Source organism: Burkholderia sp. B10, assembly GCF_004368385.1.
Classification (GTDB): domain Bacteria; phylum Pseudomonadota; class Gammaproteobacteria; order Burkholderiales; family Burkholderiaceae; genus Burkholderia; species Burkholderia vietnamiensis.
Map to the genome: position 1 here is coordinate 31509 of NZ_PQMX01000020.1, position 13049 is coordinate 44557.

Annotated in this window: 13 protein-coding genes; 3 read left to right on the forward strand and 10 right to left on the reverse strand. The window is 67.7% G+C overall.

Translation table 11 applies throughout. The features are described 5' to 3' along the window. Positions 1-376 precede the first annotated feature (376 nt). From C3Y15_RS12785 to lpxL, 6 genes are all read right to left on the reverse strand, one after another. Positions 377-1444, reverse strand: a complete 1068-nt coding sequence (locus C3Y15_RS12785) for a GTP-binding protein (protein ID WP_069246358.1) — start codon at positions 1442-1444, stop codon at positions 377-379. Between the two features lie 201 nt (positions 1445-1645). Beyond that, positions 1646-2872, reverse strand: coding sequence for a class I SAM-dependent rRNA methyltransferase (locus tag C3Y15_RS12790; RefSeq protein ID WP_011886324.1), 1227 nt, complete (start codon positions 2870-2872; stop codon positions 1646-1648). Positions 2873-2945: 73 nt separating this feature from the next. Beyond that, the gene (gene xerC / locus C3Y15_RS12795) at positions 2946-3866 is read right to left on the reverse strand and encodes a tyrosine recombinase XerC (RefSeq protein ID WP_046423626.1); all 921 of its coding nucleotides are present in this window, start codon (positions 3864-3866) and stop codon (positions 2946-2948) included. A gap of 10 nt (positions 3867-3876) precedes the next feature. Continuing rightward, complete coding sequence (locus tag C3Y15_RS12800; protein ID WP_011886322.1) at positions 3877-4611, reverse strand: DUF484 family protein; 735 nt, start codon at positions 4609-4611, stop codon at positions 3877-3879. A 37-nt stretch (positions 4612-4648) separates the two neighbouring features. Continuing rightward, a complete protein-coding gene (gene dapF / locus C3Y15_RS12805) occupies positions 4649-5518 on the reverse strand; it encodes a diaminopimelate epimerase (RefSeq protein ID WP_011886321.1) in 870 nt (289 codons plus the stop codon). A 215-nt stretch (positions 5519-5733) separates the two neighbouring features. Further along, positions 5734-6657 (reverse strand): lauroyl acyltransferase LpxL, encoded by a 924-nt coding sequence (lpxL, locus tag C3Y15_RS12810; RefSeq protein WP_258366898.1) that lies wholly within the window; start codon positions 6655-6657, stop codon positions 5734-5736. A 226-nt stretch (positions 6658-6883) separates the two neighbouring features. Between lpxL and metK the strand changes: the two genes are divergently transcribed. Further along, complete coding sequence (gene metK, locus C3Y15_RS12815; RefSeq protein ID WP_011886319.1) at positions 6884-8071, forward strand: methionine adenosyltransferase; 1188 nt, start codon at positions 6884-6886, stop codon at positions 8069-8071. 107 nt (positions 8072-8178) lie between these two features. On the opposite strand, the gene C3Y15_RS12820 is transcribed toward metK, so the two are convergent. Beyond that, entirely contained in the window at positions 8179-8520 is a 342-nt protein-coding gene (locus C3Y15_RS12820; RefSeq protein ID WP_011886318.1) for a hypothetical protein, read from the reverse strand. A 352-nt stretch (positions 8521-8872) separates the two neighbouring features. On the opposite strand from C3Y15_RS12820, the gene C3Y15_RS12825 reads away from it, so the two are divergent. Beyond that, positions 8873-9646 (forward strand): phytanoyl-CoA dioxygenase family protein, encoded by a 774-nt coding sequence (locus C3Y15_RS12825; protein WP_011886317.1) that lies wholly within the window; start codon positions 8873-8875, stop codon positions 9644-9646. Between the two features lie 153 nt (positions 9647-9799). Here C3Y15_RS12825 and C3Y15_RS12830 read toward each other — a convergent pair whose 3' ends face one another. Next, positions 9800-10006 carry a DUF3185 family protein gene (locus C3Y15_RS12830; RefSeq protein ID WP_011886316.1) on the reverse strand — a complete coding sequence of 69 codons (207 nt, stop codon included), beginning with the start codon at positions 10004-10006 and terminating at the stop codon, positions 9800-9802. Positions 10007-10190: 184 nt separating this feature from the next. On the opposite strand from C3Y15_RS12830, the gene mgrA reads away from it, so the two are divergent. Then, positions 10191-11234: an L-glyceraldehyde 3-phosphate reductase gene (mgrA, locus tag C3Y15_RS12835; protein WP_059890095.1), complete on the forward strand. Its 1044-nt coding sequence runs from the start codon at positions 10191-10193 to the stop codon at positions 11232-11234. Positions 11235-11368: 134 nt separating this feature from the next. On the opposite strand, the gene C3Y15_RS12840 is transcribed toward mgrA, so the two are convergent. Together C3Y15_RS12840 and C3Y15_RS12845 are read right to left on the reverse strand one after the other, a co-directional pair. Continuing rightward, positions 11369-11554, reverse strand: a complete 186-nt coding sequence (locus tag C3Y15_RS12840; RefSeq protein ID WP_011886314.1) for a hypothetical protein — start codon at positions 11552-11554, stop codon at positions 11369-11371. A gap of 290 nt (positions 11555-11844) precedes the next feature. Continuing rightward, positions 11845-12726, reverse strand: coding sequence for a DMT family transporter (locus C3Y15_RS12845; RefSeq protein ID WP_034192469.1), 882 nt, complete (start codon positions 12724-12726; stop codon positions 11845-11847). Positions 12727-13049 lie beyond the last annotated feature (323 nt).

The following is a 13049-nucleotide window of genomic DNA, read 5'->3' on the forward strand; positions in this document are numbered from 1 at the left end:
GCCGCCGCGGGGCCGAAAGCCTCTGGAAAACCGGTTCTCAAATACCAGGACGGGCCTGGCGCGGATCTGCGCGCGGCGAACCGGTGTGCTGCGCGGCAGATCGCATCGGCCGCAGCCGGTGGCGGATGGGCGATCCGGCGCGGTTGCGATGCCCGGGTAATGGTTCTGCAAGAACCGGGCCTGTTATTGCCGTACTCCAGCGGGCACGTATTGTAACTGAATCGCAAGCGGCCGCCGTATCGGGTCGATCCCCGTCGGCCGCGCCAATATCTAGAAAATATAACGCGCAAATCGGGAAAAAGCGATGACGGCGAAACCCTGCCCGGCAAAGGCGCGCCGCCAGCGTCGCGGCCGCCCGTGGGGGCGGCCTGCGGGTTCACGCGAGACAGGCGTCGAGGCCGTCGGTGATCAGGTCCTGCGGCAAGTCGACGCCGATGAACACCATCTTGTTGGTCTTCTTCTCGGCCGGCAGCCACTTCGCCGCCAGGTCGCTGCCCATCATCTGGTGCACGCCCTGGAACACGACCTTGCGATCGACGCCCTTCATGTACAGCACGCCCTTGTAGCGCAGCATCCGCTCGCCGTAGATCTGCAGGATGCCGCCGAGGAAATCCTCGAGCTTGTTCGGATCGAACGGGCGGTCGTTGCGGTACACGAACGACTTGATCTTGTCGTCGTGGTGCGCGTGGTGGTGGTGACCGTGGCCGTGATCGTGCGTGCATTCGCCATGATCGTGGTCGCAATGCGCGTGATCATGGTCATGATCGTGGTGATGGTGCGCGTGGTCGTCTTCGGCGAGGAAGTCCGGATCGATCTCGAGCTTCGCGTTCAGGTTGAAGCCGCGCAGGTCGAAGATTTCCTTGATGTCGGCTTCGCCGAAGTTCACGACCTTGACGGTCGCCTTCGGGTTCATGTGCAGCAGGCGGTGCTTGAGCGCCGCGACGGTTTCGTCGTCGACCAGATCCGACTTCGTGATGAACAGGCGATCGGCGAAACCGACCTGGCGCTGCACGACCTCGTGTTCGTCCAGCTGCGCGTTCGCATGCTTCGCGTCGACCAGCGTGATGATCGCGTCGAGCAGGAAGTCGTCGGCGATCTCGCTGTCGATGAAGAACGTCTGCGCGACCGGGCCCGGGTTCGCGAGGCCGGTCGTCTCGATCACGATGCGATCGAAGTCGAGCTTGCCGTCGCGCTTCTTCGCGGCCAGATCGCCGAGCGCGCGCGCGAGGTCGCCGCGGATCGTGCAGCAGATGCAGCCGTTGCTCATCTGGATGATCTGCTCGTTGGTGTCCTGAACGAGGATCTCGTTGTCGATGTTCTCTTCGCCGAATTCGTTCTCGATCACGGCGATCTTCATGCCGTGTTGTTCGTTCAGGATGCGCTTGAGCAGCGTCGTCTTGCCGCTGCCGAGGAAGCCGGTGAGGATGGTGACGGGAGTGGCCATGTCGATCGCCTGTGGTTCGTGAATCGGGGTCAAAACTAGGATGGGTACGTCGCGCCGCGAGCCGGCTGGGCCGGGCGCACAACCATCCATTGAAACATACCTGTCAAGCCTTCGCCCGTCGTCCGGACGACGGGTTGCAGCGCGCGTCGGCCGGCGCCCGACGAGCGGGCCGGCGACGAGTGGGCGGATAGATCGGGGCGATCAGACGATTTGCAACAGCAGCCCCTTCAGATATTCGCCTTCCGGGAACGCGGCGAGCAGCGGATGATCGACGCCCGCGCCGAGGCGCTTCAGGATCCGCGCGTCGACCTTCGCGTCGGCCGCAGCGCCCGCGACGATCTTCTGGAACAGCTCCGCGTCGATCGCGCCCGAGCACGAATACGTGAACAGCAGGCCGCCCGGACGCAGCAGCTTGAAGCCGCTCAGGTTGATGTCCTTGTACGCGCGTGCGGCGCGCTCGACGCTGTCACGGTTCGGCGCGAACTTCGGCGGATCGAGCACGATCAGGTCGAACCGCTCGCCTTCGTCGACGAGCCGGCGCAGCGTCTTGAATGCGTCCGCGTCGAGCCAGCTCGCGCGCGCGGCGTCGAAGCCGTTCGCCGCGACGTTCTGCTGCGCGAGCGCGAGCGCATCGCCCGACGAATCGATCGACACGACCCGTTGCGCGCCGCCCTTGAGCGCCGCCAGCGAGAAGCCGCCGGTGTAGCAGAAGCAGTTGAGCACGTCGCGGCCGGCCGCGTATTGCGCGACGAGCGCGCGGTTGTCGCGCTGGTCGACGTAGAAGCCCGTCTTGTGGCCGTGCGGCACGTCGACGTGATAGCGCACGCCGTTCTCGTCGACGATCAGCGTCGCGGGCGGCGCGTCGCCCGCGAGCACGCCGGTGGTCTGCGCGAGCCCTTCCTTGTCGCGGATCGACACGTCGGAGCGCTCGTACACGTTCGGGCAGCCGGTCGCGCCGATCAGCGCCTTCACGATCGCGTCCTTCCACGCTTCGACGCCCGCGGCCATGAACTGGCACACGAGCTGGCCGCGCGGCGCGGCGTCAGGTTCGGCGCCCGGTTCGGCGGTATCGGCGACGTAGTAGTCGACGATCAGCCCCGGCAAGCCGTCGGCTTCGCCGAACACGAGGCGCACCGCGCCCGTGCCCGACACCATCGCGTTGCGGTGCGCGACCGCGCGCTGCACGCGGCGCTTGAAGAACGCGTGGTCGATCGGCTCGGTCTCGTCGAAGCTCCACACGCGCACGCGGATCTGCGACTGCGGGCTGTACGCGCCGCGCGCGAGGAAGCGGCCGTCGTGTGCGCGCACGACCACGGTGGCGCCCGGCGCGGGCTGGCCGTCGACGCGGTCGATCGCATTCGCGTAGATCCACGGATGCCGGCGCTGCAGCGATTTGTCCTTGGACGGTTTGAGGGTGACGGTGTGCATGATGGAGTCTGAATGAGTCGTGCGGCGGCGGCCGTTGGCGGCCGCGCGCGGGGCGCATCGAACGGTACGCGCGTCAGTCGCGCTTCTTCGCGCGCGGATGCGCGCTGTCGTAAATCTTCGCGAGATGCTGGAAGTCGAGCGACGTGTAGATCTGCGTGGCCGCGACGCTCGCGTGGCCCAGCAGCTCCTGCACCGCGCGCAGGTCGCCGCTCGATTGCAGCACGTGCGTCGCGAACGAGTGGCGCAGCACGTGCGGATGCACGTTGGCCGGGATGCCGGCGGAGAGCGCCGCGCGCTTCACGCGCTCGCGCACGACGCCCGGCGCCATCCGGTTGCCGCGCACCGACAGGAACAGCGGATGCGGATCGTGCTTCACGAATTCGCCGCGCACCGCGAGCCATGCGTTGAGCGCGGCGATCGCCTTGCGGCCGACCGGCACCTTGCGCTCCTTGTTGCCCTTGCCGCGCACCGTGACTTCCGCTTCGGCGAGATCGAGCCAGCCGGCCGAGCGGTAGCCGTCCGCCTGCGTGTACATGGCGTCGAGCCCGACCAGTTCGGCGAGGCGCAGCCCCGACGAATAGAACAGCTCGAGGATCGCGTGATCGCGGATGCCTTCGGTCGTGTCGGGCAGCGGCGCGTCCATCAGCGCCGATGCGTCGTCGACCGACAGCGCCTTCGGCAGCGTCTTCGGGCGCTTCGGCGCGCGCACCGCGGCCACCGGGTTGGCGGGCATCTCGATGCGCAGCGCGAGCCATCGGTAGAACGCGCGCCATGCGGAAAGCCGGTGCGAGATCGAGCGCGCCGACAGCCCGCCCGCGTGTGCGCGCGCGACCGCGCCGCGCACGTCGGTGGCCGTCAGCGTTTCCAGCGGGCGGCCGGCCGCGAGCTTCTTCAGTTCGTCGAGCTCGTGCGTGTATCCGCGCAGCGTGTGCTCCGACAGCTGCCTGACGTGTTTCAGGTTCGACAGGTAGGCGGCGATCGAATCGTCGAGCATGGGCGCGGTGTCAGTGCGGCAGCAGGCGCGTGAGCGCGGCGCTCGCGAGCGTCGCGATCTGCGCGAGGAAGTCGGTGGCCATGCCGTCGTGGAAGCGGCGCGGATCGGGCGAGCCGAGCACGAGCAGCCCGAACGCGGGCGCATCGACGCCGGCGAGCGGCGCACGCAGCGCGAGCAGCGCGACCGACTTGGGCGAACCGTCGCCGGCCGGCGCGGCTTCGGCGGTGTCGGCCGAGGCCGCGGCGTTGGCGGCCGGCGCCGCGACGGCCGGTGCGAGCCACTGGGCCGCTTCGAAACCGGTGTTCGCGCCGCAGTACGGCGTCGCCAGCCCGTTCGTGAACAGGCGCACTTCCTCGCCGACCTGGCGCGCGAAATCGGCTTGCGCGTAGGTGTCGGCGACGTCCCAGACGCGCAGTGCCGTTTGCGGCACGTCGAACACGTCGGCGATGCCGTCGGCGATCGTGCGCGGCAGCGCGTACGGGTCACGTTCGGCGATGACGCGGGCGGTCCAGCGGCTGAACTTCGCGGACAGGCTGTCGTTCTCGTGGCCGTAGCGCACCAGCTCGGCGAGCCGGCGCTCGAGATGCTTGTTCTTGTCGCGCAGCATTTCCATCTGCCGCTCCTGCAGCGAGATCGCGGCCTTGCCGTGCGGGTTGGCGAGACGGATGGTCGCGAGCAGTTCCGCGTGTTGCGCGAAGAATTCGGGATTGGCGAGCAGGTAGTCGGCGACGTCGCGTTCGTTCATGTGGCTGGAGCGTTCAGTGGTTCAGGACGTTGAAGGGTCAGACGTTCAGCTCGATCTCGCCTTCGAACACGGTCGTGGCCGGGCCGGCCATCGTCAGCGCGGCGCGTTCGTCGTGCGCGCCGTCCCAGCTGATCGTCAGCGTGCCGCCGTGCGTGTGGACGGTGACCGGCGTGTCGAGCAGGCCGCGCCGGATGCCGGCCGCGACCGCCGCGCACGCGCCGGTGCCGCAGGCGAGCGTCTCGCCCGCTCCGCGCTCGTAGACGCGCAGCTTCACCTCGTGGCGCGACACGATCTGCATGAAGCCGGCGTTCACGCGCTTCGGGAAGCGCGCGTGGCGCTCGATCAGCGGGCCTTCGGCGAGCACCGGATACGCTTCGGCGTCGTCGACGACCTGCACCGCATGCGGATTGCCCATCGAGACCGTCGACACCCAGCGCGTCGCGCCGCCGACGTCGAGCGGCCACAGCGTGTCGTTGCCGTCCGTGCGGCCGTCGAGGCCGCTGGCGTCGAACGGCACCTGGGCCGGCTCGAACACGGGCGCGCCCATGTCGACGACCACTTCGCCGTTGTCCTGCATCGTCAGCGTAATCAGGCCCTTCATCACCTGCACGCGCACGCTGCGCTTGTCGGTCAGGCCGCGATCGGTGACGAACTTCACGAAGCAGCGCGCGCCGTTGCCGCAGTGCTCGACCTCGCCGCCGTCGCAATTGAAGATCCGGTATTTGAAATCGGCGCCGTCGACGGTCGGTTTCTCGACGACCAGCAGCTGGTCGGCGCCGATGCCGAAGTGGCGGTCGGCGAGCGCGCGCACCTGCACGTCGGTGAGCGGGGGCAGCGTGTGCGAATAGCCGTCGAGCACGACGAAGTCGTTGCCCGCGCCGTGCATCTTGGTGAACGAGAGTTTCACTGGGTCCGGAATTCCATGGCGAACGAGGCGGCCGGCACGATCGACGTGGCGACGGTCGCCCGCGCGGGCAGCGTCGTTCGTCGTGCCGATCTCAGCCGTAAATGATACATGCAGCGGGCAGGGGCGTCCCGCGCTGGCCGGCGGCGCAGCGCCCGCGGCGCATGCGCAGCGGATGTTGGACGGCGCGCGTTCGGCGGCGCGCCGGCGGATGGCGTTCAGTAGAGGCTCGGCTCGCCGGGCGGGCGCGTCTTGAAGCGCTTGTGAACCCAGTAGTACTGCTCGGGCATCAGCGGGATCTGCTCTTCGAGGAATTCGTTCATGCGCCGCGCGTCGAGGTCGTCGTCGCCGGTCGGGTAGTGATCCCACGGCTTGAACACCTTCAGCCGGTAACCCTTGTAGTTCGGCAGCACTTCGCCGATGAACGGCACGACCTGCGCGCGGCCCGTCTTCGCGAGCCGGCCGACGGCCGTCAGCGTGCAGGCGGGCACGCCGAAGAACGGCACGAACGTCGAATTGCGCAGCCCGTAGTCCATGTCGGCGCCGAGCATCACCGGCTTGCGGTCGCGCAGCCAGCGCAGCACGACGCGCGCGCTGTCCGCGCGGCCGACCATCTCGGCGTCGAAACGCCCGCGCGCCTTCTTTGCTTCCGCTTCGAGCACTTCGTTCGAGAACGGCTGGTACAGCGACCCGCAGCGGCGGTGCAGCGACCGGTTCAGCCAGATCGAGCCGGCCTCGATGCCGACGAAATGCAGGCCGAGGAACAGCGTCGGGGGCAGATCGGGATCGGTGAGGTCGACCGCGCTGTCGACCTGGATCAGCTTCGCGAGCTTGCGCTCGGAGCCGAACCACTGGACGCTGCGCTCGACGTAGCTGCGGATCGCATGGCGGAAATGCAGGCCGGCCACTTCCTCGCGCCGCGCGTCGCTCCAGTCGGGAAAGCAGAGTTTCAGATTGATATGTACGATGCGCTTGCGCCGGCTGGGGATCTGGTACAGCAGCCAGCCGAGGCCGTCGCCGAACCGCGCGGTCAGGCCGTACGGCAGCAGGGCGAGCAGCTTCAGGAAGCCGATGGCGAGGTGCGTGCCGAGGCGGCCTAGCATGCGGAATCTCCGTTGGGCCGGCTGGCCGGCGCGTGGCAGACAGGGGAGGAGGACAGCGGACGATACGGCACGGGCGGCGCTCTGTGACAATTCACGAAAGCCGCTATAATACGGGCTTCGCCGAGTTAACTGACAACTTGCGGGGCGAAGCCGGCTGGCGCGAAGCGCGCTGCCCGGTCCTGGTAATCCGCTAAAGCGTCGCCGCTTCAGGCCCAACGAAGCTGGCTACGTGAAACCGACCGTAACCACACAGGAGCCTGAAAAAGTGGCAAACGATTATTTCTTCACGTCCGAATCCGTCTCCGAAGGCCATCCGGACAAAGTCGCGGACCAAATCTCGGACGCGATTCTCGACGCCATCCTCGAGCAGGACAAATATTCCCGCGTTGCCGCAGAAACGCTGTGCAACACGGGTCTCGTCGTCCTGGCCGGTGAAATCACCACGACGGCCAACATCGATTACATCCAGATCGCGCGCGACACGATCAAGCGCATCGGCTACGACAACACCGACTACGGCATCGACTACAAGGGTTGCGCGGTGCTGGTCGCGTACGACAAGCAGTCGCCGGACATCGCGCAGGGCGTCGACCGCGCGCATGACGACAACCTCGATCAGGGCGCGGGCGACCAGGGCCTGATGTTCGGCTACGCATGCGACGAAACGCCGGAACTGATGCCGCTGCCGATCTACCTGTCGCACCGTCTGGTCGAGCGCCAGGCGAGCCTGCGCCGCGACGGCCGTCTGCCGTGGCTGCGTCCGGACGCGAAGTCGCAGGTCACGATCCGCTACGTCGACGGCAAGCCCGATTCGATCGACACCGTCGTGCTGTCGACGCAGCACGCACCGGACATCGAACTGCCGGCGCTGCGCGAAGCCGTGATCGAGGAAATCATCAAGCCGACGCTGCCGGCCGACCTGATCAAGGGCGACATCAAGTTCCTCGTGAACCCGACCGGCCGGTTCGTGATCGGCGGCCCGCAGGGCGACTGCGGCCTGACCGGCCGCAAGATCATCGTCGACACCTACGGCGGTGCCGCACCGCACGGCGGCGGCGCGTTCTCGGGCAAGGATCCGTCGAAGGTCGACCGCTCGGCCGCCTATGCGGGCCGCTATGTCGCGAAGAACATCGTCGCCGCGGGCCTCGCTTCGCGCGCGCTGATCCAGGTGTCGTATGCGATCGGCGTGGCCGAGCCGACCTCGGTGATGGTCAACACGTTCGGCACGGGCCGCGTGTCGGATGCGGTGATCACGAAGCTCGTGCGCGAGCACTTCGACCTGCGCCCGAAGGGCATCATCAAGATGCTCGACCTGCTGCGCCCGATCTACGAGAAGACGGCCGCTTACGGCCACTTCGGCCGCGAAGAGCCGGAATTCTCGTGGGAAGCGACCGACAAGGCGCTGGCGCTGGCCGAAGCGGCCGGCGTCGAGCCGACCGCACGCGTCGCATAAGCGCTCCGCTCCAAACGAAAAACCCCGGCATGCCGGGGTTTTTTTATGCGCGTCGTTCGCAGTCGAACCGACGCCGCATCGTGGCGATGCCGGCCGGCGCGGCGGCGTCAGCGTGCGCCGAAGCCGAACCAGCCGTGGCTCGCCGCCAGCCGCCGCGGACGATTGACGCGGCGCTGCGGGCCGAGCGTGCGGCGCAGCGCGAGCGCGCGCAGCGACGACGGCTTTTGCAGCAGCGAGCGCAGCCCGGCGCGGCGTGCGAACGCTTGCGCGTTCATCATCGAGAAGAACGCGTGGAACCACGCGCGGATGCCGTCCAGCCGGCTGTGCGCGTGCGTGTGCCCGGCGAGCGCGCGAGCCCGCGCGCGATGATGGCGCAGCGAGCGGGCGGGAGCGGACGGCACGACGCGCTTGGCAGCGCGGTTGAAACGGGAAGTCAGACGGAATGGCATGTGAACGATGCTTCGCTTGTATGGGTGGCGCCTTGCAGAGCGCACTGGTATCGACGGCCTCGGATGGCGCAACGGATCTTACCCAAACCCGCTGCGCGCCGCGCCCGCCAGAATTGACAGGCCGCGACAGGCTACCGGGCTTTCGTGACGCGCAAAAGTCGCGATAAACCCTCGTGCCGCAAGCGAATTGCCGCGTGCAGCCTGTCGCTGAGGCTCGCGCCGCGCCACACAGTTCCCTTGATCCGCATCAAATCAGCGATTGGCATGCCCATGCGCACGGCAATGGCGCTGTTCGCGGTCTTCGGCGCCGATTTACAATCGTCACATTCACACAATAAACGTCTGGCATCCCATGTCGTCACCATTGCAGTCGGAATCGATCCGCGCGCAGGTCGCGGAATTGCGCGAACACGGCTTCGTCGTTGCGCGCGGCCTCGTCGGCGAAGCGCAGTGCGCGACGCTCAAGCGGATCGCGCAGCGGCAGTTGCAGGAAGCGGCCGAGCCGATCGAATTCGAGGCCGATCTGCGCTATCCGGGCGCGCCGGACTCCCGGCACGCGCCGGGCGGCCATACGGTGCGGCGGTTGCTGGATGCGTACTCGCGCGACCCGGCGTTCGCCCAGCGCGCGATCGCGCCCGAGATCGGCGCATGGATGCGCGAGTACTTCGGCGAGCAGCCGGTGCTGTCGCGCGCGCATCACAACTGCATGATGACGAAGCATCCGGCGTACGGCAGCCTCACCGGCTGGCATCGCGACTTCCGCTACTGGTCGTTCGAACGCGCGGACATGGTGTCGGTGTGGCTCGCGCTCGGCACGGAAACGAACGAGAACGGCGCGCTGTGGCTGGTGCCGGGTTCGCACACGGCCGAATTCGGGCCGGAAGCATTCGACGACGCGAAGTTCTTCCGCAGCGACCTGCCCGCCAACCGCGTGATGATCGACGCGGCGATTTGTCCGCCGCTGCAGACCGGCGACGTCGTGTTCTTTCACTGCAACACGCTGCATTCGGCCGGCCAGAACCGCTCCGACGACGTGAAGTTCTCGCTGGTTTACACCTATCACGGGATCAGCAACCGGCCGCTGCCGGGCACGCGCTCGGCGGCGAAGCCGGAAGTGCAGTTCTAGCGGTGCGTCGGTCCGGCGCGCCCGTCGTGGTGCCGGGCCGTCGGGCTACCGGCCCCGGCGCGGCGCTTCGGCCGCGCGGGCACAATGACGAACGGGCGGCCTGGCCGCCCGTTTCGTTTGGTCGACCCGCTCGAGCGAATCGCGCCGGCGTGCTCAGCGCTTGTTGCCCGGCATCGCGAGGCCGATCAGACCGATCAGCATCGCGACGGCGCCGCCGGCGATCAGCAGGATCGTCTTCGTCGCGGGCGAGCCGGTGAAGAAGCGCGACACGTTGTCGTTGATCGAATGGAACGACTGGCCGCCGAAATAGAGCAGCACGACGCCGCCGACCAGCAGCGCAACCGAGATGACCCGGGACATACCAACCTCGCTGTAACGGTGATTCGAGACGCCGCAGTGTAGGCGACGCGCGCGGGCGCGTCCATGGCCGTGCGCGCTTCGGCCACGTTCGCTACCATGAACGCCGTACGTGTCCTTCGCCGCCGTCGCGCGATGTCTGCGCGCGGCGCGCGTCCCTTCCCCGACGTCCAGACGGAACCGACTCATGGCCTACGAAGCAGCTACCGAACGTTATGCCGACATGCAATACCGCACCTGCGGCAAATCCGGGCTCAAATTGCCCGCCCTGTCGCTCGGCCTGTGGCACAACTTCGGCGACACGACGCCGATCGCGACGCAGCGCGAGATTCTGCGCACCGCGTTCGACCTCGGCATCAATCACTTCGACCTCGCAAACAACTACGGGCCGCCGTACGGCAGCGCCGAAATCAACTTCGGCCGGCTGCTGAAGGAGGATTTCCGGCCCTACCGCGACGAGCTGCTGATCTCGACGAAGGCCGGCTGGGACATGTGGCCGGGGCCGTACGGCAGCGGCGGCGGCTCGCGCAAGTACGTGCTCGCGAGCCTCGACCAGAGCCTGCAGCGCATGGGCCTCGACTACGTCGACATCTTCTATTCGCACCGCTTCGACGCGCATACGCCGCTCGAGGAAACCGCCGGCGCGCTCGCATCGGCGGTTCAGCAGGGCAAGGCGCTGTATATCGGCATCTCGTCGTACTCGGCCGCGAAGACGCGCGAGATGGCCGAACTGCTCGCCCGGTACAAGGTGCCGCTGCTGATCCATCAGCCGTCGTACAACCTGCTCAACCGCTGGGTCGAGCACGAACTGCTCGGCACGCTCGATGCGCTCGGCACGGGCAGCATCGCGTTCACGCCGCTCGCGCAGGGGCTGCTGACGTCGAAATACCTGAACGGCGTGCCGGCCGATGCGCGCGTGAACAAGCCGGGCGGCGGTTCGCTGAAGCAGGATCACCTGAGCGCGGCGAACCTCGAGCACGTGCGCAAGCTCGATGCGATCGCGCAGCGGCGCGGCCAGAGCCTCGCGCAGATGGCGCTTGCATGGGTGCTGCGCGGCGAGCGCGTGACGTCGGCGTTGATCGGTGCGAGCCGTGCGGAGCAGGTGCGTGAAAACGTCGGCGCGCTAAAGAACCTCGAATTTTCGGCCGACGAACTCGCTGAAATCGATCGCTACGCGACCGAAGGCGGGATCAATCTGTGGGAAAAGCCGTCCACCGATCAGGCGATCTGACCGGTTGCATCGGCACGCGATACGGGCTCCGAAACATCGGGCGCCGTATCGCAGATAACTGCGCGCGGCAACTGCGTGCGAGCCGCTGCGTCGCTGCGATGCAGCGACGTGAACCGCACGCAATGGGCGCGTTGCTACAGCAGCGCAGGCAGCCCTTCGACGAGCAATACCGCGACGCCGACGCCGAGGATCACGCCCAGCACGCGCAGCAGGTTGTGGCGGAACTGCGTGGCGCACGGCACCGCGCCGAGAAACAGCGCGCCGGCCAGCGCCATCGGAATCAACAGGATGAAGTCGCCGATCGTGAAATAGGTGGTCATGCGTGTCTCCGTAGTCGGCCGGCGCAGGCACGCGCCTGCACCGGCCCCATGCCCGGTATTTCTAATGTGGGGCCGACCCGCTCGCAAGCGGGCCGGACAATTCGAGTATAGGCAACCGCGCCGCGTTTTTCGCTATCCGAACCATTAAAAGCAGCGGGAAAACGCCCGAATGTCGCCCGTTTCGCTGCGAATCGGACGAATGCCTTGCGCCAGCCTTTCCCGTTGCTTTCGGTTTGTGCGAAAGCGCAGTCCGGACCGGCGATGCCGACCTGGTAAGCGGCCCGTGTCGGCTATGCGCGGCCGCAGCGCGGCCGACGTGCCGACGGGCGAAACACGAGCACGAGCCCCGCGACGATGGCGCCCATGCCGGCGAGCGCGAGCGGCGCGGGGCGGTGGCCGAGCCACAACGCGTCCATCAGCGTGGTGACGACGGGCACGAGATAGAACAGGCTCGTCACGTCGACGAGATCGCCGCGCTGCATCAACCGATAGAACAGCAGCTGCGCGATCACCGAAATCACGATGCCCAGCCACAGCAACGGTACGACGAATGCCCAACCCGGCTCGAGCGACACGCGCTGGAACGGCAGGATCGCGACGCACAGCGCGAGGCCGATCGCGTTCTGCAACGGCAGCACGTCGGCGGGCGCCGCGCGCGTGCGTTTTTGCAGCAATGCGCCGACGGTCAGCGCGACGAGCGCGGCGAGTGCGCACGCGACGCCCGTCAGCGGCATGCCCGCGTCGCCGACGCCGCGGCATACGACGAGCGCCAGCCCGGCCAGCGACAGCCCGAGCCCCGCGACGCGCATCGGCTGCCAGCGCCGCTCGACGATCGCGAGCGTGACGATCGGCTGCACGCCGAGGATCGTCGCGAGCACGCCGGGCGCGATCCCGCGCTCGAGCGCGAGCAGATAGAAGATCGAATAGCCCCCCATCATCAGCAAGCCGGTGAGCGCGGCCATGCGGCGCTCGCCGCGCGGCGGCAGCCAGCGTCCGCGCACGCAGGCCAGCACGACGAGCACGAGCGATGCGAGCGCGAAGCGCGCGGCGAGGAAAACGAACGCGGACGCGTGACGCAGCCCCAGTTCGGCGAAGATCGCGCCGCTGCTCCACAGCAGGACGAACAGCGACGTTGCGCCATGCGCGGCGAGCGCGCGTTTGAACGAAATCATGTGAATTCACCTGTCGAACGGATCGAGACGTTCCATGCCGCGCGCAGACGTGCGATACGCGATACGCGAGCGCGTACCGCGTGTGTCACGCGGGCGGATGGAAAGCGGAATACCGGCTGGTCAGCCGGCGCGCGTCGCCGGTGGCGGCGGCGCGGCGCCGACGAGCGGCGTTGCGACAGGTGGAGGGGGAGCGGACGAATGCGCGCACGCCTGCGGCCGCGAGTCGAGCTGCGGCCAGGATTCTGCAGGTGCGGACGTGAGCGAATGCATCGTGTCGAAATGCGTTCGAATGCGAATGAACGTCAAAGGTACCGCGAGGCGGC

Coding starts and splice junctions, on each gene's coding strand:
- C3Y15_RS12785 (WP_069246358.1), bottom strand. CDS start 1,444: ATGGCCACTCCCGTCACCATCCTCACCGGCTTCCTCGGCAGCGGCAAG.
- C3Y15_RS12790 (WP_011886324.1), bottom strand. CDS start 2,872: ATGCACACCGTCACCCTCAAACCGTCCAAGGACAAATCGCTGCAGCGC.
- xerC (WP_046423626.1), bottom strand. CDS start 3,866: ATGCTCGACGATTCGATCGCCGCCTACCTGTCGAACCTGAAACACGTC.
- C3Y15_RS12800 (WP_011886322.1), bottom strand. CDS start 4,611: ATGAACGAACGCGACGTCGCCGACTACCTGCTCGCCAATCCCGAATTC.
- C3Y15_RS12820 (WP_011886318.1), bottom strand. CDS start 8,520: ATGCCATTCCGTCTGACTTCCCGTTTCAACCGCGCTGCCAAGCGCGTC.
- C3Y15_RS12825 (WP_011886317.1), top strand. CDS start 8,873: ATGTCGTCACCATTGCAGTCGGAATCGATCCGCGCGCAGGTCGCGGAA.
- C3Y15_RS12830 (WP_011886316.1), bottom strand. CDS start 10,006: ATGTCCCGGGTCATCTCGGTTGCGCTGCTGGTCGGCGGCGTCGTGCTG.
- mgrA (WP_059890095.1), top strand. CDS start 10,191: ATGGCCTACGAAGCAGCTACCGAACGTTATGCCGACATGCAATACCGC.
- C3Y15_RS12840 (WP_011886314.1), bottom strand. CDS start 11,554: ATGACCACCTATTTCACGATCGGCGACTTCATCCTGTTGATTCCGATG.
- C3Y15_RS12845 (WP_034192469.1), bottom strand. CDS start 12,726: ATGATTTCGTTCAAACGCGCGCTCGCCGCGCATGGCGCAACGTCGCTG.